This window comes from Butyricimonas muris, from assembly GCF_046365375.1.
In the GTDB taxonomy this organism is placed as follows: Bacteria; Bacteroidota; Bacteroidia; order Bacteroidales; family Marinifilaceae; genus Butyricimonas; species Butyricimonas muris.
This window is the reverse complement of the sequence record NZ_JBKEIT010000001.1, coordinates 287,602-309,981: the sequence shown is the minus strand read 5'-3', so window position 1 is coordinate 309,981 and position 22,380 is coordinate 287,602. Positions and strand designations below refer to the sequence as shown.

Annotated in this window: 22 protein-coding genes; 5 read left to right on the top strand and 17 right to left on the bottom strand. The window is 45.7% G+C overall.

Going from position 1 to position 22,380, the window contains the following annotated elements; all coding sequences use genetic code 11:
• Nucleotides 1-229: 229 nt before the first annotated feature.
• The 7 genes from ACK8P8_RS01275 to htpG all read right to left on the bottom strand — a co-directional run bounded on the left by ACK8P8_RS01275 (nucleotide 230) and on the right by htpG (nucleotide 8,979).
• On the bottom strand, nucleotides 230-703 hold the full coding sequence (locus ACK8P8_RS01275; RefSeq protein WP_186975672.1) for a nucleoside deaminase: 474 nt from the start codon (nucleotides 701-703) through the stop codon (nucleotides 230-232).
• Nucleotides 704-720: 17 nt separating this feature from the next.
• Entirely contained in the window at nucleotides 721-1,557 is an 837-nt protein-coding gene (gene lgt / locus ACK8P8_RS01270) for a prolipoprotein diacylglyceryl transferase (RefSeq protein WP_369860021.1), read from the bottom strand.
• A gap of 138 nt (nucleotides 1,558-1,695) precedes the next feature.
• The gene (secA, locus tag ACK8P8_RS01265) at nucleotides 1,696-4,986 is read right to left on the bottom strand and encodes a preprotein translocase subunit SecA (protein WP_227214899.1); all 3,291 of its coding nucleotides are present in this window, start codon (nucleotides 4,984-4,986) and stop codon (nucleotides 1,696-1,698) included.
• Between the two features lie 98 nt (nucleotides 4,987-5,084).
• On the bottom strand, nucleotides 5,085-5,405 hold the full coding sequence (locus ACK8P8_RS01260; RefSeq protein ID WP_176555086.1) for a hypothetical protein: 321 nt from the start codon (nucleotides 5,403-5,405) through the stop codon (nucleotides 5,085-5,087).
• 72 nt (nucleotides 5,406-5,477) lie between these two features.
• Nucleotides 5,478-6,134 (bottom strand): uracil phosphoribosyltransferase, encoded by a 657-nt coding sequence (upp, locus tag ACK8P8_RS01255; protein WP_176555087.1) that lies wholly within the window; start codon nucleotides 6,132-6,134, stop codon nucleotides 5,478-5,480.
• Nucleotides 6,135-6,214: 80 nt separating this feature from the next.
• Entirely contained in the window at nucleotides 6,215-6,829 is a 615-nt protein-coding gene (locus ACK8P8_RS01250) for an HdeD family acid-resistance protein (RefSeq protein WP_292269023.1), read from the bottom strand.
• Between the two features lie 98 nt (nucleotides 6,830-6,927).
• Entirely contained in the window at nucleotides 6,928-8,979 is a 2,052-nt protein-coding gene (gene htpG, locus ACK8P8_RS01245) for a molecular chaperone HtpG (protein ID WP_099292760.1), read from the bottom strand.
• A gap of 318 nt (nucleotides 8,980-9,297) precedes the next feature.
• Here htpG and miaB point away from each other — a divergent pair, with 318 nt between their 5' ends.
• Together miaB and ACK8P8_RS01235 are read left to right on the top strand one after the other, a co-directional pair.
• A complete protein-coding gene (gene miaB, locus ACK8P8_RS01240) occupies nucleotides 9,298-10,629 on the top strand; it encodes a tRNA (N6-isopentenyl adenosine(37)-C2)-methylthiotransferase MiaB (protein ID WP_099292772.1) in 1,332 nt (443 codons plus the stop codon).
• A 138-nt stretch (nucleotides 10,630-10,767) separates the two neighbouring features.
• Nucleotides 10,768-11,343 (top strand): RNA methyltransferase, encoded by a 576-nt coding sequence (locus ACK8P8_RS01235; protein ID WP_099292774.1) that lies wholly within the window; start codon nucleotides 10,768-10,770, stop codon nucleotides 11,341-11,343.
• On the opposite strand, the gene folP is transcribed toward ACK8P8_RS01235, so the two are convergent.
• Nucleotides 11,286-12,116: a dihydropteroate synthase gene (gene folP, locus ACK8P8_RS01230; RefSeq protein ID WP_410025427.1), complete on the bottom strand. Its 831-nt coding sequence runs from the start codon at nucleotides 12,114-12,116 to the stop codon at nucleotides 11,286-11,288. The genes ACK8P8_RS01235 and folP overlap by 58 nt on opposite strands.
• A 102-nt stretch (nucleotides 12,117-12,218) precedes the next feature.
• Here folP and ACK8P8_RS01225 point away from each other — a divergent pair, with 102 nt between their 5' ends.
• Genes ACK8P8_RS01225 through tpiA form a run of 3 tightly spaced genes read left to right on the top strand, consistent with a single transcriptional unit; the run spans nucleotide 12,219 to nucleotide 14,827 of the window.
• Nucleotides 12,219-12,755, top strand: a complete 537-nt coding sequence (locus ACK8P8_RS01225) for a DUF1599 domain-containing protein (RefSeq protein WP_099292782.1) — start codon at nucleotides 12,219-12,221, stop codon at nucleotides 12,753-12,755.
• Nucleotides 12,756-12,779: 24 nt separating this feature from the next.
• On the top strand, nucleotides 12,780-14,027 hold the full coding sequence (locus ACK8P8_RS01220) for a BT_3928 family protein (RefSeq protein WP_369860019.1): 1,248 nt from the start codon (nucleotides 12,780-12,782) through the stop codon (nucleotides 14,025-14,027).
• A 29-nt stretch (nucleotides 14,028-14,056) separates the two neighbouring features.
• Entirely contained in the window at nucleotides 14,057-14,827 is a 771-nt protein-coding gene (tpiA, locus tag ACK8P8_RS01215; protein ID WP_303180577.1) for a triose-phosphate isomerase, read from the top strand.
• Nucleotides 14,828-14,943: 116 nt separating this feature from the next.
• Here the strand turns inward: tpiA and ACK8P8_RS01210 are convergent, their stop codons facing one another.
• The 9 genes from ACK8P8_RS01210 to aroC form a co-directional block, all read right to left on the bottom strand.
• Complete coding sequence (locus ACK8P8_RS01210) at nucleotides 14,944-15,570, bottom strand: DUF6266 family protein (RefSeq protein WP_369860017.1); 627 nt, start codon at nucleotides 15,568-15,570, stop codon at nucleotides 14,944-14,946.
• Nucleotides 15,571-15,582: 12 nt separating this feature from the next.
• Nucleotides 15,583-16,224: a DUF6266 family protein gene (locus ACK8P8_RS01205; protein WP_369860016.1), complete on the bottom strand. Its 642-nt coding sequence runs from the start codon at nucleotides 16,222-16,224 to the stop codon at nucleotides 15,583-15,585.
• A gap of 409 nt (nucleotides 16,225-16,633) precedes the next feature.
• Nucleotides 16,634-17,656, bottom strand: a complete 1,023-nt coding sequence (locus ACK8P8_RS01200) for an HPP family protein (protein WP_369860015.1) — start codon at nucleotides 17,654-17,656, stop codon at nucleotides 16,634-16,636.
• 105 nt (nucleotides 17,657-17,761) lie between these two features.
• The gene (locus ACK8P8_RS01195) at nucleotides 17,762-18,844 is read right to left on the bottom strand and encodes an Mrp/NBP35 family ATP-binding protein (protein WP_099292792.1); all 1,083 of its coding nucleotides are present in this window, start codon (nucleotides 18,842-18,844) and stop codon (nucleotides 17,762-17,764) included.
• A 26-nt stretch (nucleotides 18,845-18,870) separates the two neighbouring features.
• Nucleotides 18,871-19,386, bottom strand: a complete 516-nt coding sequence (locus ACK8P8_RS01190; protein ID WP_099292794.1) for an O-acetyl-ADP-ribose deacetylase — start codon at nucleotides 19,384-19,386, stop codon at nucleotides 18,871-18,873.
• A 4-nt stretch (nucleotides 19,387-19,390) separates the two neighbouring features.
• Nucleotides 19,391-19,927 carry an NUDIX domain-containing protein gene (locus tag ACK8P8_RS01185; RefSeq protein WP_227214925.1) on the bottom strand — a complete coding sequence of 179 codons (537 nt, stop codon included), beginning with the start codon at nucleotides 19,925-19,927 and terminating at the stop codon, nucleotides 19,391-19,393.
• 12 nt (nucleotides 19,928-19,939) lie between these two features.
• Entirely contained in the window at nucleotides 19,940-20,653 is a 714-nt protein-coding gene (locus ACK8P8_RS01180) for a M48 family metallopeptidase (RefSeq protein WP_369860014.1), read from the bottom strand.
• A 66-nt stretch (nucleotides 20,654-20,719) separates the two neighbouring features.
• A complete protein-coding gene (locus ACK8P8_RS01175; protein WP_099292798.1) occupies nucleotides 20,720-21,010 on the bottom strand; it encodes a hypothetical protein in 291 nt (96 codons plus the stop codon).
• 247 nt (nucleotides 21,011-21,257) lie between these two features.
• Entirely contained in the window at nucleotides 21,258-22,325 is a 1,068-nt protein-coding gene (aroC, locus tag ACK8P8_RS01170) for a chorismate synthase (protein WP_292271389.1), read from the bottom strand.
• Between the last annotated feature and the right edge of the window lie 55 nt (nucleotides 22,326-22,380).

Sequence of the window (22,380 nt, the reverse complement as noted above, 5' to 3'; positions counted from 1 at the left end):
CCTCCTATTTCAAAAGTTAAACAAAAACACAACATAAAATGTTGTAGCGTCCGAAAACGCCCTCGAATGCCAAGAAGTGACATGTATTTATACAGAAAGCAAATACCTGAGGTTTACAAATTTAATAAAAAAAGAGAAAAACAGCAAGAAATATTTGGAAATAGGACATAAAAATAGGGCGTATCCTTCTCAAAACACGCCCTATTCATAACTTTATAGAACAGAGATTCTAATACTTGACTTTGTTCTTTTCCTCACGCCAAAGCTCAAATTCCTCCCCGGCACCCTCTTCTTTCTCGTTCACGAACGGGATAAAACGTCGCGAACCATCCAACATGATTTCCTTATAGATAAAAGAATCATCAAATCCGCCTTCAGCCGCATCCTCTTTCGTACAAGCATAATAAACAGCTTTCGGACGAGCCCAATAAATTGCCCCCAAACACATCGGACAAGGCTCACAACTGGAATAGATCTCACATCCTTCCAGTTGAAAGGAATCCAAATTTCTACATGCCTTACGAATAGCATTCACTTCGGCATGAGCTGTCGGATCATTATCCGGTACTACCGTATTCCCGGAAGATGCAATAATCTCCCCGCCTTTCACAACAACAGCCCCGAAAGGACCTCCCGTCCCATTCTTCACATTCTCCACGGCAATTCGAATTGCCTCTTTCATGAATCTTTTATCGTAACCCATATTCACCTAGTCATAAATTACTTCGCTTTCAACGGCATTTTATTTCTCCATACCATATAGATACCCACAAGGACAAAAGGAATACTCAGCCATTGCCCCATATTCAATGTCATCGAAGCCTCGAAAGCCTCTTGATCCTCTTTCACGAACTCGATAAAGAAACGTGCTGCGAAAATCAAGATCAAAAACATGCCGAATAAAAAACCCTGTTTATCTTTCGCGTTCGTTCTCCAATACAAATGCATTAACACGGCAAAACTGATTAAATAACAAATTGCCTCGTACAACTGAGCCGGATGACGAGGTAATTCCGGATTCTCAATCCTATGCCCGTGGATAAAAATAAAACCCCACGGCAAAGTGGTCGGAAGTCCGACTATTTCCGAATTCATCAAATTCCCCATCCGGATAAAAAAACCGGCAAGAGCAATAGGAATCACGGCACGATCCAATATCCAAAAGATTGATTTTTTACTCACTTTCTTGGAATAATACCATAATCCCGCGATAATACCTATCGCGGCACCATGACTCGCCAACCCTTGGAAACCCGTGAATTTAAACGGACTGATCTGAAATGGCAAAACAATTTCCAATAAATGGTTCTGATAATATTCCCACCCGTAAAAGAAACAATGTCCCAATCGAGCACCGATCACGGTTGCCACGGCAACATATATCCATAATTTGTCCAACCATTGCTGACTTAATCCCTCTGATTTGAACATCTTCTCTTCTACCTTGTATCCGCAAACAAACGCCAACGCAAACAACAAACCGTAATACCGGATAGAGAAGCCTCCTAAATTAAAAATCTCGGGACTGACATCCCAGTTGATAAATAATGAAACCATAATAATTTTAAATTTTTAAATTGTAGATTTTAAATTATTTATCAACAACCTAAAACCTACAATTATATTTTATTCTAAATCTCAATTTTAAACTCAATGCGTCAAAGCAATCTAAAATTTAAAATTTAAAATCTAAAATTAATTTTCTTCTCTACCGTGGCAATTCTTGTATTTCTTACCACTTCCGCAAGGACAAGGATCATTACGTCCCACCTTAGGACCGACTTTCACCGGCTCCACTTTACGAGGTCCTTGATTTGTCTGTGCTGCGGGAGCATCCGTACGTCCCGTGCGCATTTTGCTCATATCCGTACGTCTTTCCTCGGCTTGTCTTACTTCCTCCGGAGCCTCGAACGGAATTTGTCCTTTCATCAAAGTAGAAACCACACTCTTGTTGATCTTATCCACCATCGTCTTGAACAAATTGAACGATTCGAATTTATAGATCAATAACGGGTCTTTTTGCTCGTACGTGGCATTCTGAACCGATTGTTTCAAATCGTCCATTTCCCGCAAATGCTCTTTCCATGCATCATCAATATGGGCAAGCATAATCGATTTCTCGTAGGCACGTACTAATTCTTCCCCCTCTGTCTTATATGCTTTTTCCAAATTCGTGACCACATTATACATTTTCTTGCCATCCGTGAAAGGAACCACGATATTCTTAAACATTTCACCCCTTTGCTCGAATACATTCTTAATCACCGGGAATGCCTGTTTCGAAATTCCTTCTACTTTGCGGGTAAAGGTTTCTCTCACTTCTTTATACAATCTCTCGGTCAATTCCGAAGCGGAAGTCTTTTGGAATTCTTCTTCCTTTATATCAAAATTCACGGACAGATATTTCAATACATCCAGTCGGAAATCCTCTACTTCGTTGCTATCTTTATGTACTTCTACCAACGTTTCACAAACATCGTACATGTTATTAGCAATATCCACCCCGATTCTCTCCCCGAGTAATGCATGACGTCTTTTCTTGTAAATAACCTCACGTTGCGAATTCATCACGTCGTCATATTCCAGCAAACGCTTACGAATACCGAAGTTATTTTCTTCCACCTTACGTTGCGCACGCTCGATAGATTTCGTGATCATCGAGTGTTGGATCACATCCCCCTCCTCGTGTCCCAAACGGTCCATAACACGAATAATTCTTTCGGAACTGAAAAGACGCATCAAATCATCTTCCAATGACACGAAGAATTGTGATGAACCCGGATCCCCTTGACGTCCGGCACGACCTCTTAACTGACGGTCAACACGACGGGAATCATGACGCTCCGTACCGATAATTGCCAAACCACCCGCGGCACGAACCTCCGGACTCAACTTGATATCCGTTCCACGACCGGCCATGTTGGTAGCGATAGTAACAACTTGCGATTTACCGGCTTCAGCCACGATATCAGCTTCCCGCTGATGTAACTTAGCGTTCAACACGTTATGCTTGATACCGCGCATTTTCAACATACGGCTCAGTAACTCGGATACCTCAACCGAAGTCGTACCCACCAGAACGGGACGTCCCAATTCCACTAATCGGCTAATCTCCTCTATTACCGCGTTATACTTCTCGCGTTTCGTCTTGTACACGTAGTCGTTCGCATCTTTCCGGATAATCGGTTTATTCGTCGGGATAACCACGACATCCAATTTATAAATATCCCAGAACTCTCCCGCTTCCGTTTCCGCCGTACCGGTCATACCCGCCAACTTGTGGTACATACGGAAATAATTCTGTAAAGTAATTGTAGCAAATGTCTGGGTGGCAGCCTCCACCTTCACGTTCTCCTTCGCCTCGATAGCTTGGTGCAAACCGTCGGAATAACGGCGACCTTCCATGATACGTCCGGTCTGCTCGTCCACGATTTTCACTTTATTATCCATCACCACGTATTCCACATCCAACTCGAACAAAGTATACGCTTTCAACAACTGGTTCACCGTGTGTACCCGCTCCGATTTGGTGGCATAATTCTGTACCAACTGGTCTTTTTTCTCGACCTTTTCCTCGTCAGACAAATTCATCTTGTCTATTTCAGCCAACTCGGAACCGATATCCGGCAATATAAAGAAGTTCGGGTCCTCTCCCGCCGCTGTAATCGTATCATGCCCTTTATCCGTCAAATCTATTGAATTCAACTTCTCGTCGATCACGAAATACAACTCGTCCGTGATCTCTGGCATACGACGGTTGTTTTCCTGCATGTATATATTCTCGGTCTTTACCAAAGTCGCCTTATTTCCCTGTTCACTCAAGAACTTGATTAATGGCTTGTACTTGGGCAACCCCTTAAACGCTCTCAATAACAGAATAGCCCCCTGTTCCTCCTGTTTCCGGTCACCGCTGGCAAGCAAAGTCTTCGCCTCGTTAAAAATCCGTGAAACCAACTCACGCTGCATACGAACCAATTTCTCCACACGGGGTTTATACTCGTCAAACATCTGGATATCCCCCTTGGGTACAGGACCGGAAATAATCAACGGAGTACGGGCATCATCGATCAACACGGAGTCCACCTCATCCACGATAGCATAATTATGCTTCCGTTGCACAAGGTCTTCCGGGTGTATCGCCATATTATCTCTCAAATAGTCGAAACCGAACTCGTTATTCGTACCGAAAGTGATATCCGCTTGATAAGCCTTTCTTCTCTCGGGAGAATTAGGCTCCGTTTTATCAATACAATCTACTGACAAACCGTGGAACATATACAACGGTCCCATCCATTCGGAGTCACGCTTGGCAAGGTAATCATTGACCGTTACCACATGTACGCCTCGCCCTGTCAAAGCATTCAAGAAAACAGGCAAAGTTGCCACCAACGTTTTACCTTCACCGGTAGCCATCTCGGCAATCTTCCCTTGATGTAACACGGAACCTCCGATCAACTGCACATCGTAATGTACCATATCCCAAGTTATCTCCGTACCTCCGGCAAGCCATGAATTAAAATAAACGGCATCGTCCCCGTCTATTTCCACGAAATCTTTACTAACCGCTAAATCCCTATCAAAATCCGTGGCCTTTACCACGATTTCCTTGTTCTCGGTAAATCGTCGTGCAGTATCCTTAATCACCGCGAAAGCTACTGGCAATATTTCATTCAAAATATCCTCCAGTTTCTTGTCAATCTGCTCTTCCAGCTTATCAATCCGGTTATATATTTCCTCCCTCTCCTCGATAGAGGGTTTCTCGTTTTCCACTTTTGCTTTCAACGCGGCGATCTCATCCTCCTCTGATTTTACATGAGCGTGTATCTTCGCCTTCAGATCAGCAGACACCTTTCTCAAATCATCATGGCTCAATCCTTTAATCTTCTCCCACTCCGCGTTCACCTTCTTAACCACCGGTAACAACTCCTTCATATCCCGATCTGCCTTGTTACCGAACATACTTTTTAATATATCATTAAATCCCATACTTTTTTATAATTGAAAAATTGAAAAATGAAAATCGAAAATGATAAAACATAGTTTACCTCTTCAATCGTAAATCTAAAATCATAAATCTAAAATTATCAGCATCTCCCCGGCGCTCGTATGGGATTAGCTGTTACTTCGGGTACTTTCCAACCCGGAAGCACTAAAGGTGAGTAAGTATAATAAACCTTTACACTATCAATAGAGGCTAAATAATTCTGATGACTAAAAACACCATAGTCCAAATCATCCGCGGTCCTCTTATCCGTGCAAACGGTTATAATTTTTTCAGTGGGAGAAGAAATCAACAAACGGTAGCTGTCATTGGCAACAGGGACATTCCCGGCACGCACCCCAATCGGGAGTGTTGCCACACAACCGGCAAACACATATAAGGCAGCTATTAAATATTTGTTCATTTCCATGACGCCAAAGATAATGCTTTAATCTGAACCTTCAACTTTTAGCTTTTAGTTTTTATCTTTAAGTTTTCACAATTTCTCTCCAAATGCCAAATCACCGGCATCACCGATTCCCGGATCAATATAACAACTCTCCGTCAATCTCTCGTCCACAGCACCTGTCCATATCGTAACCGGCTCATCTTTCAACGCCTCGGTAATCTTATCCACACCTTGACGACTGGACACGATAGCTGCAATATGCGTGTGCAGCGGTCTTCCACCTTGCTTCAACAACTCATGATAAGCAACCACGATAGACGCTCCGGTTGCCAGCATCGGATCTACCAGCAACAATTGCTTTCCTTCCAGACTAGGCGTGTAAATTGAATCGAAACGAATCTCAAAATCTATATGATTCTCTTTATATTTTCTTCTCGCAGAAATAAAAGCACTCCCCGAACGGTCAAAGTAATTTAGAAACCCTTGATGAAAAGGAAGCCCTGCACGCAAAACAGAAGCCACCACCACTTCATCATCTGCCAACCTCACGTCCGCCACATCTATCGGGGTTTGCACCTTTCGCGACGAATAGTGAAAAGTCTTGCTGATCTCGTAAGCCATAATCTCACCGACTCTCTCCAAATTCCGTCGAAAGCGCAAAGGATCCTTTTGTATTTCTTTATCTCTGAGCTCTGCTAAAAAACGATTATAAACCGAATCCTCCTTGTTAATAATATACACCATTATATCTATTCTTAAATAATACTATCCTAAGCCCACAAACTCTTCCTCAATCATAAATCGTAAATCCGAAATTAAAAAGGTTATTCAACTTCCTCATACTCCGTGTCCTCAATCTCACCCCCACCCAACTTCTGTTGTTGTTCCGCCTCATGCGCCTCTTTTCTCAACTGATTAATCCGGCGTTGATTAATCAAATCGGTAATCCCGTAAAATATAGAAATCGCCCCGAAAAAAGTGATTATTCCTTCTTTCGCGGAAAACGGATTCGCAAAAATAACAATACCCGCCAAAAGTACGATTATCGGGAACAAATAACTCATCCCGCTAATCTGCCCGAATCTCCTCGCAGAAATAAGAACAACCAATTGACCGATACCCGCAACAACCAAAATAAAACCAAGCAGGTACATCAATATATTGGTAAAAGTATCCGCCATCACCCACAACAGAATACCCAGAATAATACTTCCGATCCCGTTAAAAGAAGTCAAACCTCTCGGCGAGTTCCCATCCTGATCCCGCAAAGACACGAGGAAAGACACGATTCCGGCAAGACAGAACACCGCCCCGATAATCTTAACCGTGTAATTCAACACCTCTGTCGGCCAAAGCACCAAAACGATACCTGTCACGATTGCCACGATAGACCTTACCATCGTTCTCTTATATGTCCCGGAAGAAAAAATAACCTGCATAATTTTATATTTTTAAGTAACTTCAATCAAATTCATCCAACGAAAGTAATGATTTTTTCTGAAATAAATAAGCCGGACGTTTGTCCGGCTTAACTTTTTTATTTTATCAACTCCACGCTTCGCTTGACAAACCTGTTTAAAGCCTCTCCTTTCAACAACCCGTTTGCCAACAAAGCCAAGTCAATCAACTGACCTACAACCTTATTACCTTTTCCATATTCTTCCAACAACTCGTTCTTCTGCTTCTGTAAATCGGAAACAGTTTTATTGTACTCAGTCTTTCTATCTTTATCTACCTGCGGAATTTCCTCGTCTTTCTTGCCCTTGTTCAATTCATCCAACTCCGCCTGCTTCTTCTCGGTTTCCTTAATCTCGAAGTAAATCGGTTCCAACTTGGCTTGCATCTCGCTCTTCTCGTTCTCCAGAATATCATTCACCAACTTGTGATCCGTGTTCACGACCAAAGTATACTGATCTCCCATAGCTCCATAGAATCCCATACCCGGATTCATTGCCGCCATGTCTTTCATACGACGCATAAACTCGGAACGCGTAACGATCACCGGATCACCATTCTCACCCATCGCCTCGAAATTCACCATGAACATCCCCCCGTCTTTAGGCAATTGGGACGAGAACACGGCACGCAATTCCTCCTGCTCCTCGTGACTCAAAGCCACTTCCTTAGCGTCCTCCTTCGGTATCAACTTATCAATAACATCCGAGTCTACCCGCACGAAACGATGTTCCGCATTCTTCTGCTCCAAATGATTGATAAAGTGCGTATCCAACTGACCGTCCATCAACAACACATCGTAACCTTTCCCCTTCGCGGCTTCAATATACGTGTATTGCTCTTTTTCGTCCGTGGCGTACAAGAATACCACTTTATTATCCTTATCCGTCTGGTTAGCTTTAATCAAATTCTCGTACTCCTCGTACGTGAAATACTTCCCTTCGGTATTTTTGAACAAGAAAATACTCTTTGCCCTCTCGTCAAATTTCTCGTCCGTCAGCATACCGTATTGGATAAATATCTTCAAATCATCCCACTTCTTCTCGTAATCCTCACGCTTGTTCGTGAATATATCGGTCAAACTATCGGCAACCTTCTTCGTGATATGACTGGAAATCTTTTTCACGTTACGGTCACTTTGTAAATAAGAACGCGACACGTTCAAAGGAATATCCGGAGAATCGATCACCCCGTGCAGTAATGTCAGATATTCCGGTACGATTCCTTCCACCGAATCCGTCACGTACACTTGATTGCTGTATAACTGTATCTTATTCTTCTGAATCTCGAACTTATTATCAATCTTCGGGAAATACAAAATACCGGTCAGGTTGAACGGGTAATCCACGTTCAAATGAATATGGAACAACGGCTCCTGAGCCATCGGGTATAACTCGCGATAGAACTTCTCGTAATCCTCCTCATTCAAGTCCGCGGGCTTACGCGTCCACGCCGGATTCGTGTCATTGATCACGTTATCCTCGTCCGTATCCCTATACTCACCGTCTTTCCACTCTTTCTTCTTCCCGGAAATAATCTCGATAGGCAAGAACTTACAATATTTCGTCAGCAACTCGTTTACCTTCGAATCCTCCAAGAAATCCTTCTCTTCCTCGTTGATATACATGATAATGTCCGTACCTCTCTCGGCTTTCTCCGTTTCTTCCAACGTGTACTCCGGATTCCCCTCGCACGACCATTTCACCGCTTTCGCCCCCTCTTTATAAGATTTCGTCACGATTTCCACCTTGTCACTCACCATGAACGAAGAATAAAAGCCTAACCCGAAATGACCGATAATAGCCGCCGCGTTATCTTTGTACTTGTTCATGAACTCTTCCGCGCCGGAAAAAGCGATCTGATTGATATATTTCTCCACTTCTTCCTGCGTCATTCCGATACCGTTATCCGATACCGTCAACGTACCTGCCGCTTTGTCAGCCTTCACTCTTACCTTCAACTCACCAAGTTCACCCTTAAACTCCCCGTTCGAAGCCAGCACCTTCATCTTTTGTGAAGCATCCACGGCATTCGATACAATTTCTCTCAAAAAGATATCATGATCCGAGTATAAAAACTTCTTGATAATCGGGAATAAATTCCCTGTTGAAACTCCAATCTTTCCTGTTGACATAACTCTATATTTTTAATTTAATTATACTTCAATTTTTTACGACAACTAAATGACAATAGTTATGCCAAAAAATGTTCTCTGCCGATTTGACAGTTTCATTTTTGACTAATCCCCCGGTAATACCACCGTATTACTACCTCCCGCCCCTTACCGACCACTCGCAACACGCTTACCCCACCGTTTCCCCACGATGCTAGAAGTGCCACACACTTGGGTTGCAAGCAAGGAGAGATATTATTACCCTAGGATTACCTTGGGAATACGGTAGGATTTTGAATGAAATTCACTACCTTTGCACCTCGGAAATGAAATTTGAGAATGGAGATACGGAATTTTTACATAGAAACTTATGGTTGCCAGATGAACGTGGCGGATAGCGAAGTGGTGGCAGCCATACTAGAAGATAAAGGATACAAACGAACCGAAGACAAAAACGAGGCGGATTTAATTCTGGTCAACACTTGTTCTGTCCGTGAAAACGCCGAACAACGGGTACGCGGGCGAGTACAAGGCTTCACCGAGGTGAAAAAGAAAAAACCGCACGTGTTGGTTGCCATCATGGGATGTATGGCGGAACGATTGGGCGACGCTCTCTTCGAACAGGAAAAAAACGTGAATATCGTCGTGGGACCGGATGCCTACATGGACCTTCCCTTGTTGATAGAAAAAGCGGCAAAAGGAGAAAAAGCCATCAATATCGAATTATCGACAACCGAAACCTATAAAGACATTTGCCCTTCCCGCATAGACGAAACGGCCATCTCCGGATTCGTGTCTATCATGCGGGGATGCAACAACTTCTGTACCTACTGCATCGTGCCCTACACGCGGGGACGCGAACGCAGCCGCAGCCCGAAAAGTATCATCAACGAAGTACTCGACCTCCATTCAAAAGGATATAAAGAAGTTACCCTACTCGGACAAAACGTGAACTCGTACTTGTGGCGGGGAGATAACACGGAAATGAACTTCCCGGCGTTGCTTGCCATGGTTGCAAAAACGGTACCGGACATGCGTATCCGTTTCGCCACATCACACCCGAAAGACATGAATGATGACATACTTCGGGCAATCGCCACTTATCCCAATATCTGCAAACACATCCACCTGCCTTTCCAATCCGGCAGTAACTCCGTGTTGAAAGACATGAACCGGAAATACACCCGTGAATGGTATCTGGACCGTATCCGTGCCATCCGTGAGATTGTCCCGGATTGCGGAATATCTACCGACGTGTTCGTGGGCTTCCACAACGAGAGCGAGGAAGATTACCGGCAAACTCTCGATTTGATGAAAGAAGTGATGTTCGATTCCGCTTTCATGTTCAAGTACTCCGAACGCCCCGGCACCATGGCATCCCGTAACTTACCGGATAACGTGGACGAGGAAGTCAAGGGCAGACGCCTGCAAGAACTGATTGACATGCAAGTAGAAATATCTCATCAAAGTAACTTGAAAGACGTGGGTAAAGTCTTCGAAGTTATGGTCGAAGGTGTTTCCAAAAAGAAATCGGACGAACTTTTCGGGCGTAGCAGCCAAAATAAAGTAATCGTGTTCCCGGATAACGGCGCTAAAGTCGGCGACCTCGTTCAAGTTCGAGTAACCGAATGCACGGCAGCCACCTTACTCGGCAAAACAATTGAAAATTGAAAATGCAAAATTGAAAATTAAAACTCAAAAAACATATTCAATCTTCAAATAAACTAAAAACTATCATTAATAACCCCAAATTGAAAATCGAAATGACTCACCCTCATTTTCAATTTTCAATTTTCAATTTTCAATTTCATGTCCCATCGCAAACTCCTCAACGAAGAACTGAACCGCCTCTCCGCGGAAGAATACAAAGAGGCTGAAAAACTCCCGCTTGTAGTAGTTCTTGACAACGTGCGCAGCCTGAACAACATCGGTTCGGTATTCCGCACGTCGGACGCCTTCCGGTTGTCGAAAATATACCTTTGCGGTATCACCGCCACCCCACCCCACCGGGAAATACACAAAACAGCCCTCGGCGCGGAAGAAAGCGTCGACTGGGCATATTTCGAGGAAACTACCGATGCCGTGAAAGAATTGAAAAACGAGGGGTACACCATTCTATCCGTGGAGCAAGCGGAGAACAGCATCTCTCTCGAAACCTTTACCATCACTCCCGGACAAAAATACGCCTTCGTGTTCGGCAACGAAGTGAAAGGCGTGCAGCAGGAAGTCATCGACCTCTCGGACAACTGCATTGAAATACCCCAATTCGGGACAAAACACTCCTTCAATATCTCCGTCACTGCCGGAATCGTGCTATGGCAAGTGATTCACCCTCTCATCGCCTCCACGATCTTCACTGCCTCCACGGCTTCACGAACATCGTGAACCCTAAGGATGTGAGCACCTTTAATTAGCGATATCGTGTTGAGCACGGTAGTACCGTTCAGTGCCTCTTTCGGGGTAATATCCAATAAACGCCATATCATCGTTTTGCGAGAAATGCCCACGAGTAAAGGATATCCAAAATCGAGAAAAGACTCCATTTTATCCATCAATTGATAATTATGTGCCACGGTCTTCCCGAAACCGAAACCTTGATCCAGTATGATATTATTAAATCCCAAGGCATTCAGACGGGCTATACGCTCCGTGAAGAACTCCCCAACCTCACGTACCACGTCATCATAACGTGGGTTTACTTGCATATCTTGCGGCGTACCTTGAATGTGCATCAATATATAGGGTACCCCCATCCCGGCAACCGTTTCGAACATCCTGTCATCCATCGTGCCACCGGAAATATCATTCACGATAACCGGTCCCAGACAGTGATTAATCTCCTTTGCCACTCCCGACCGGAACGTATCTATCGAAACCGAAACCTCGGGATGGTATTTACGCACTAGCTCGACGGCAAAACTCAACCGTGAAAGTTCCTCTTCCTCGCTCACGAAAGCAGCCCCGGGACGAGTGGAATAAGCTCCCACGTCAATAATCCCCGCCCCTTGCTCCACGATCTCGTCGATGCGCTTGATTACCCCGATTTCACTCAAGTACTTTCCCCCGTCATAAAAAGAGTCGGGTGTCACGTTCAAAATACCCATCACGACAGGTCGCTCCAAACTAACTTTTTTATCTCCTAAAACGATCTCCATCATAATTTTCCAATTTCAATTTCCGGTTTTGAATTATTTGACTAATTTTACACTTCAAAGAAACAACTTATTTTTCAAATTCTGTTACTAAAAAACGATAGAATTATGCCAAACACAGCGCAAGAATATGATAAAGTGATAGATATATGTCAGGATATTTTCGTGAAAAAAATGCAGGATTACGGGACAGCGTGGAGAATACTCCGCCCGACGTCGATCACTGACCAGATATATATCAAAGCGAACCGAATCCGGAGTATCGAAGAGAAAGGAGTCACGAAAGTAGGAGAAGGTATCGTTCCCGAATTTATCGGCATCATCAACTACTCCATCATGGGATTGATTCAATTGCAACTCGGTCCGGGCAACGACACCCCGCGAGAAGAAATATTGCATCTCTACCAGAACTATTTCCTGCAAGCGAAAGAACTCATGCTTGCCAAAAACCACGATTACGACGAGGCGTGGCGGGAAATGCGTGTCAGCTCGTACACGGACTTAATCCTGATGAAAATCAACCGGACCAAACAGATCGAAGATCATCAAGGAGCGACAATCATATCGGAAGGTATTGACGCGAACTACTTCGACATGGTGAATTACGCCGTGTTCGGGTTAATTCGCCTGGTCGTGGAGAATTAAAGACTGAAAACTAGAAAAGTAAACATGATAAGCAAATTCATTCAAAATCTTTGCAGGATCGTGGTCGGTATCGTATTTATCTACTCCGGCTTCGTGAAAGGGATAGATCCGCTAGGGTCGGATTATAAATTCACCGACTACTTCAACGCGTTCGGCATGAGTTGGATGAATGCCACGACACTATTTTTCTCCTTTGCCCTCTCGTTGGCAGAATTTCTGATCGGGATAGCGTTACTGTTCAACCTGTGGGTATCCCGCCTCGCTTGGGGAGCTTTACTATTCATGGCATTTTTCACGCCGTTGACGTTAGCGCTCGCCTTGACGAATCCTGTCAGTGATTGCGGGTGCTTCGGGGATGCCCTCGTACTGACCAATTGGCAAACGTTCTGGAAGAATATCGTCTTGTTATTATTTGCCATCGTGGTCTTTGTTTATCGCGAAAAGTACAAACCCCAACTTACCCCGCTGGGGCAATTCTCGATGCTCGTGCTCGCGGGAGCCGGAATGTTGTGTCTGTCCGTCTATTGTTACCGTCATTTACCCTTGATAGATTTCCGCCCCTACGCGATCGGTAAAAATATTGCCGAGGGAATGCGACTACCGGAGGGAGCCGAACCCGACCAGTACGAGGTGACTCTAAAATACAAGAACAGGCAGACCGGAGAAATACAATCATTCACAGAGGAGAACTACCCTTGGCAGGATACCGTAAACTGGGAATACGAGAGTAGTTCGGAACGCTTGGTAAAGCAAGGATACATCACCCCGATACACGATCTCGTGATCGAACACCCGGAATTGGGCAACATCACGGAAGAAATACTTGAAGATGACAATTACACGATACTTGCAGTTGCCTATAATATCAACAAAAGCGACGCCGATGTACAACCCGCTTTGAACCGATTGGCAAATCTGGCGCGGGAAAAAGGATACAGGTTCTACGGTTTAACTTCTTCCTCGCAAAAGGATATCCAAGCCTACCGAACCCGCCATCACGTGCCGTACGAGTTCTGCGCGGCAGACGAGATACAGTTGAAAACCATGATCCGTTCCAATCCCGGCGTGATTATTTTACGGCAGGGAACCATTCTGGACAAACGCGCGGGGAAAGATATCCCGGATATCAAAGATTTAAAAGACACGGACTTGGCAGCCTATTGCTTGCAGAGTCAACAAGAAATGCAACGGAATTATTTGGTTTACTCCTTTATCCTTCTTTTCTTTGTAGCATATTTACTTTTTCCCCGTATAAAGAAAAGAAGAAACTAAATAAAACACAACGATTTAAATCTATAGACATGAGAAAAAAGATTGTAGCAGGTAACTGGAAAATGAACAAAACCTTCGCTGAAGGTGTCGAATTGGCAAGAGAAGTGAACGACTACGTGAGATACAAGGAAGGTGCAGAAGGCGTGTTGGTTGTTCTTGGAACCCCTTTCATCCATTTGGCAAAGGTGGCTCACAATATCACGGAACCCTCGATCATGGTTTCCTCGCAAAATTGCGCAACCGAAAAATCCGGGGCTTACACGGGTGAAGTATCAGCCGAAATGGTTGCTTCCACCGGGGCAAAATGCGTGATTCTAGGACACTCCGAGAGAAGAAGTTATTACGGGGAAACAAGCCCTATTCTCGTGAAGAAAGTAGCACAAGCATTGGACAGCAAACTGGAAATCATCTTCTGCGTGGGTGAAGTACTGGAAGAGAGAGAAGCGGGTAAACATTTTGAAGTGGTAAAACAACAACTCGTTGACGGTCTTTTCAACTTAACCCCGGAGCAATTCGCTCACGTGGTTATCGCTTATGAACCTGTTTGGGCTATCGGAACCGGCAAAACCGCCACTCCCGACCAAGCTCAAGAAATGCACGCTTTCATCCGTTCCGTGGTAGCCGAGAAATACGGGCAAACCGTTGCCGACGATACCTCTATCCTTTACGGGGGGAGCTGCAATCCCGGCAATGCCGACGCGATATTCTCCAACCCTGACGTGGACGGCGGATTAATCGGGGGTGCTTCACTGAAAGCAGCCGATTTCTTCGAAATCATCAAAGCACGGGCAAGACACTAATAACCTCTAAATAAACAATCAAGGGTTGTCAAAAAAGTAATTGACAACCCCTGATAAGGATATCCCAAAATAAGGCTTTATCACTGAAATTCAACTGATAAAGCCTTATTTATATATTACCCCAATATTCCCAGCGTCCCCGATGCCTTTCGCCCGTTGGCGCTGGCGGCAAACCCGTAAACGACCAGTTGCCCCGCATCCCACTCCTCGGGCAGCATCCATGCCAATTCGCCACTCTCTCCCCTCGTTCCCAACTCCACGAGCCGACTTCGTTGCAACACCCGCTCGTACACCACGCCGAACAAACGATCGTCTTTCGCGGCACGAGGCATCAACGGTTGCCGTTCCCACCGGAACAGCACTTGCCGTTCGTTCGCTTCTATTTCTGCCCCTACCCGGGGAATGTTGAGTTCTCCACCCGACAGGGAAAGCGACAACAAATCCAAGGTCACGTTCATATCATCGTCCACCTCGACTTTCCCGACATTATCCTTCATGAAACAATTCAGGCAAACCTTCTTCGAGGAAGAACAATACCCTGTCTCCAAAGCGGCGTTAAAACTACGCCGCAGTTTCGTGATCACGCTCACCCGGGTACGCTGTTTCAACTGCGCCGGCGTCTTCGCGTCCTTCACCTCGAACGCCTTCGCCCGCGCCACGTGCTTGTCGCCCAACTTATACGTCGTCACGTTCCCCACGGAACCCGAGATATCTTGAAATATAGTAGGATTGAATGTAGCCATTACCGTGATGATTTAAGATTTACAAACAGAGAAATACATGCACGGGGAATAACGCCGTCCGTCAGCCGCCCCGAAGAAACAGTACAGGTGAACCTCGTTCCATTCCCCTCCCGGGATACTCGCAACACCCCGCCCGTCAGCGCGACATCCCGTCACGTTCTCCAACACCACGGGTTGATATGGCTCGTTGTCAAAAATAGCTGCCACCATCAACCGGTCTGTCGATTGTGCCGTGACAGTCGAGGTATTATCCAGCCACTCCATCTCCACCTTCCCCGCATCCCCTTTCACCATTCGCATCCCGAACGGCAATTGTAAACTACCGTCCGCCAGAACCAGACGGGGGTAATCGACGTAATCATTCACCCCGAACACTTTCATGTTCGCGTGCAGGAACCAATGGTAGCCCGAACGCCGTTCCTCTTCCCGTGCCACGATCGTGTACACCCGTTCCAGCACGCTTCCCCTCGTCGCCCGGTGCATCGTCTGCGCTCCCGGTAACTTGGAGCGTTGCGCCGTCTGCCCCTCTGTCCGGGGATTCGCTATGGTCTTGGGTGCCTTGCGCGCGTGCGTTTTCTTCCCGACCTTGTAAATCACGTAACCATCAAGTTTACCTGAAGCACCATCTAAAATAGAGCCGTCCAATGTCGCCATTCTTTCTTTTATTTCGTTAAACATGCTGCCGTACACCTCAAGTATTCCTGCGATACACGGCAATTATACTATTATCCTAGTTTAAAATAACAGGCAACAAATATATAACAAATTTTATTCAATTCCTAATAAAATACTATATTTTTATAATTGGAATAGGGGATGAATGGGAGTTGAATGGGAGTTGAATAGGAGATGCTATAAAGAAACTATAAATATGAATAATATATAATTTATATCATATAGCTTATTTTAACAGAAACTATTTAGGAATCGAGCGTGAAATTTCTCTTTGTTATGTTTCAAAAAAAAGTCTTGCATCTTAAAAATTTGCACGGGAAAACAAAGATATCACCCGTGTTTGCAATGAAACTCTCCGGTACAAAAGTCCATAAAACCTATAAAATCATCATATTCTTTTCCGAAGATCCCGAATAAACGGGGGAATCAGACAGACTATCAACTGTGCCCTAGGCCAAGCCAAACATCTTTGGAAACATATCATCGCCAACCCGATAAATATTGCAGCCCCTACAATTACCTGCAAAGGCAACCACAACAGCCCCTCCCGGGGAATAATCATCGGAATCAGAGCCACCGCTCCGGCGGGAGCAAAGAACTTTCCAAGGAACTCGAAAAGCGTGAACAGGCAAACAAATATCATAAAAGCAACTATAAATTCCGGGATACCGAAATAATAATGCCCGATAAACTGGAATGTCACGCCGAGTATTGCCGCCATAAACAGAACTAATAACACTTGCACCGGTCTGTCGCGAAACCCCGCTTTAGAATTGGCAAATTCCACGTAGGTAACAATCAACGGTGGAAGAATAAAGTAAAGATTCGTCGTGTAAATCGCTAACCAAGCAACGGCGAGCATGCTGACAAGCAAAAGCGACCAACGTTGCAACCGCTCCCCCCGCCCCCTCTCCGCGGGAACAAACTCTACCATTGTCCTCAATTCTTTTCTTTCCATCCACCATTGCCCGCAAATCACGATCAAAGACATCACGAGTACCGCCAATGGATACACCCAACTCTCCGTTCCCAACAACACGGGCAACATACAGGCAGACACCAAAGGGACAAGCGTGGAACGGGTCAAAGTCAACCCGATTGCCGCGCAAGAAAACGCTAAAGCAAGGTTTCCGATCAACGGCAACGGCGAATAACGCACGATACAAACTCCGGCCGCGGCACCAAGCGTCATTAACACGACAACAAGCAAACGACGCACCTGCCATACCCGCTTATCCACGATCCACATACCGATTGTCAGTGCCGCCATTTCCGGAAATATAATTTCCTTCTCTCCCAACCATTCTGCCACACCGATCATCAGCAATATCATCAACATAGCATAAAAATAACGCTTACGCTGTATAACATCTCCAAACAAAGGTTTTCCGGCAGCACTTCTAATTACCATGAATGAAATAGTTTATAAAGTTCATAAAGTTTATAAGGTTTATAAAGTTACCAAACATCCTGAATACAGGTATCGGGACTTTATAAACCTTATTCCTCTTATTCTTTATCCTTTAGTTACTCTAACCCGGTGAGCGGTTTCCCCGGTTTCCTCTACCGCCGCCACGACATTGCGGGCTAAATCCCGGAATGCCTCGCCGGTAACCGTGTTCTCGTCCAAGGCGACGGGCGTACCTGCCTCTCCCCCTTCCATGATACTCTGCACGATAGGAATTTGTCCCAACAGACGCAATCCTTTCTCGTCAGCCAGTTTCTTCGCGCCCTCTTTACCGAAAATATAGTATTTATTATCCGGCAATTCGGCAGGAGTAAACCACGACATATTTTCAACCACTCCCAACACGGGAACTTGTATCCCGGGGGATTCGAACATATTAATACCTTTTACGGCATCCGCCAGTGCCACTTGCTGCGGGGTACTTACCACGATCGCCCCGCTCAAGGCTACCGTCTGTACCAGCGTCAAGTGAATATCACTCGTCCCCGGGGGAAGGTCTATCAACATGAAGTCCAATTCATCCCAGAAACCACCCTCAACCATCTGTTTCAAGGCATTGGAAGCCATCGGACCTCTCCACACGGTAGCGGAATTAGGGTCAACGAAGAAACCGATAGAAAGTAATTTCACCCCGTATTTAACCACGGGATCAATCAACTCTTTCCCGCCGACTTCAACCATATAAGGACTGGCATCTTCACAATCGAACATCTTCGGAATGGAAGGACCGAAGATATCCGCGTCCACTAGTCCCACTTTATAACCCAATTTAGCCAGAGCAACCGCCAGATTGGAAGCGACGGTAGATTTACCGACTCCCCCTTTGCCGGAAGAAACGGCCAAGATATGTTTCACTTTTTCCAACGCTAAAGGTTTCTCCAAGTCATGCACGAAAACCGTTTCAACCCGTACCCCCGTGTAATTCAATTTTTCCTTCAGCAAAGCCTCGCATTTCTTGCTTACCGCACCCACGAACGGGTCGTTCGCTTTCTGGAATACCAGACGGAAGCTCACTTGCCCGTCTTCTACCTTAATATTCTGCACCATATCCAGTGCCACGATACTTTTCGACGTTCCGGGGTATTTCACCTCCGCCAACACGTCACGTATTTCTTTTACAAGTTCTTGCATAATATCCAGTATGTTATTGTAAGATTTTAAATTTGCATGTTCATTTTCGCGCTTTCCACGATTTCACGTGCCCGATGATTGTAACAAGCCACGACGACCTGTTCAAAATCGGGATGTGCTATCAGGAAAGTCATTATTTCCCGAAGTGCTATCCGGGCGGCATCCTCCATCGGGTAACCGTAAACACCCGTGCTAATCAAGGGGAATGCTATCGTTTTCAACCCGTTCTTCGCCGCCAACTCAAGACTGTTGCGATAACAAGCAGCCAGAAGTTGCGGTTCCCCGTGTTGCCCATCCGAATAAACCGGTCCCACGGTATGAATCACGTGCCGGGCTTTCAAGTTATACCCTTTCGTGATTTTCGCCTCCCCGGTCTTGCACCCGCCTAAAGTCCGGCATTCAGCCAGCAACTCTTTTCCCGCCGCCCGATGAATGGCTCCATCGACACCTCCACCGCCTAACAACGAAGAATTGGCAGCGTTCACGATAGCGTCCGTGTCTAACACGGTAATATCCGCTTCTATAATTTTCAATCTCTCCATAGGATTATATTTTATCAGGAATCAACGTTTGTACCCGTTTCAAATCGAACGCGGCGAAACGCTTGTCCGGTTGTTCAAAACCACTTAATTGCAAATAAACTTTCACTTTCAATTGTTGCAGCGCTTTCCGGAACATATCCTCGTGGTCAAAAGCCAAAGAAGGCATCTCGAGGATATCATACCAGCGGGCATCCGCCGCGTCATCCTGCCCCGAAACTTTCATACCGCGGGGATCTACCAAAGCGTAAAAAGCGACCGTGATCGTTCTTCCCCGGGGATCCCTGTCTATCGCCGAAAAAGCATGGAACTGTTCCGCGAAAACATCTTTCATCCCGGTTTCCTCTTCCAGTTCGCGGGCAGCACACTCTTCAACCGTTTCGTCCATGTTCAGGAAGCCTCCCGGGAAAGCCCACCTTCCCTTGAACGGTTCGCCTCCCCGTTCGATAAGCAACACCTGCAACTTTTGCCCGTCAAAACCGAAAATAACGCAATCGGTGGTCACCGCCGGACGAGGATATTGATAACAATATTTTTCTTCCATAATCAAATTCATTTATACCCGTGTATTATACTCCCTCAACCGCCCGCGAAGTTTCATGCAATCGGGACAAACTTTCTTCATTAACGACCAAAAGTCGGCGGAATGATTCTTCTCCACCGTGTGGCAAAGCTCGTGCAGGATGACATAATCGATAATCTCGTCGGGTAACTTCATGAGTTTCACGTTCAGACTGATGTTATCCTCGGCGGAACAGCTTCCCCAGTTCGATATATTGTTCCGGAAAGATAAATCCCTGTACCGGAAACCGAAGCGCTCCGCCAATTCCTTCACCCTGCCCGGCAAATATCGTTTGCTTTCCATGCGGTATACCTCCACGAGGAAACTCTCCACGTAAGGGGCTATTTTCGCGTAATCGGTATCGCGGGGAATATACAACCGAATTTCTGTGCCTTCTATCTTGTAACGGGGACGCGGCTCGTCACAAGCGAGTACCTTCAAAACGTGGAATTTAGTCTTCACCTCGGAATCCATTCCCAGTCCCACTCCCGTGTCTTTCTCGTAAGTTTTGATCTTCGCGAGATTGGTCTTGATCCATTCCTGTTGCGAAAAGACAAATTCTTCCACTTTCCGCCCGCTCACCCCGTAAGGGACATTCACCCACACGCCTCTGCCCGGTGCCATACGCACCGAGAGGAAACGGATATTCATACCCCGCCTCACTTTCACTTTCGCTATTCCCGGTAAAATAATCTCGTCCTGCATCATTTAAAAAAAGAGGCCGTTTAAAAGCCTCTTTTCAGTCCTTAAAGTCTATAAGGTCTTCCCGATTAGTTAAGCATTCTTCTTGATAAGCTCGCTCAAACGAGTAAATTCACCATCTATCGTTTTCAACAAATCGATAGAAATCCCTTTATAGTATGCTTTCGCTTCTTTCTTGTCGTTAAAAGACTTACGACCGGAAATCTTGCTTCTCACTTCATTTCTATATTCAACCATGTCCTTCACGATATTGACAACCTCAGGGTCATTCTTCTCCGTGGTAGAATTGTAGTTCATACAATCAGCGATTACCGCGAAAGTCAAGTAATCAACATCTTTCTTCAATCTTCTTATACTTGCCATAACAAATGATATTTAATTTCTACAAAAGTAATAAAGATTATATCCAAATCAAACAAACGGACGACTAAAAATTACGTGGCAAAAGCGTCAAAATGCTTTTGCCACGGTTCATAAGGTTTATAAAGTTCATAAAGTTTATAAAGTAACGGGTGTCCTTCGGACAATATTTATCGGCAGCTTTGCTGCCGTAGACCAAGCGCCCGCGGGGTCTATAAACCTTATGAACTTTATGAACCTTATGAACTAACTAAAACCGCCCCGCCTCCAGCAACATATCCAGCACCACCATAGCCGCCATGGATTCGACCACCGGAACCGCACGAGGCACAACGCAAGGATCATGCCGCCCGTGAGCGGAAAACCGGATTTCCTCGCCCGAACGGTTCACGGTTTGCTGTTCCTTCCCGATTGTCGCTACCGGTTTGAAAGCTACCCGGAAATAGACGTCCGCCCCGCTAGTGATACCGCCTAATATTCCCCCGGCATGATTGGTCAGCGGTTTAATCTGCCCGTTCTCGGTCACGAACACGTCATTATGCTCGCTTCCCCGCATCGCGGCGGCATGAAAACCTTCCCCGTACTCGAATCCTTTAGCAGCATTTATTCCCATCATGTAATACCCCAGACGAGCTTGAAAACGATCAAACACGGGTTCACCGACTCCCGCCGGAAGTCCCCGGATCACGCAACTCACCACGCCCCCGACGCTATCCCCATCCGCCTTCACTTCCCGTATTAAAGTTTCCATCTCCCGGGCAATCCGCTCGTCGGGGCAACGTACCGCACTCTCGTCTACCCGGTTCAGTTCCAATTCCGTGTACGATTTATCCACTTCCACGCGACCGATTCGAGAGGTGTAAGCCTGAATCGAAATACCGCGAGTCCGCAGTACCTGTTTCGCTATGGCACCAGCCACGACACGAGCCACGTGTTCACGGGCAGAAGAACGTCCTCCTCCCCGGTAATCCCGAATCCCGTATTTTGCCTCCACGGTATAGTCCGCGTGAGAAGGGCGATACACCTCTTTCAGCGCCTCGTAATCCCGGCTTCGCTGGTCTTGATTACGCACGATAAAACCTATCGGCATCCCCGTGCTCTTGCCCTCGAATATGCCGGAGAGAAACTCTACACGGTCTTGCTCCGCCCGTGCCGTTGTCAAATCCGATTGTCCGGGTCTGCGCCTGTCCAGTTCTCGCTGCACTTCCTCCGGCGACAGGATATACCCTGCCGGACAACCGTCAACGATACCTCCCATCGCCTCCCCGTGCGATTCCCCGAATGATGTCAGCGTGTATAACTTCCCGATCGTGTTCATTGAATGCAATTGAAAATTGAAAATTGAAAATTGAAAATGAACGAATCACTGTCAA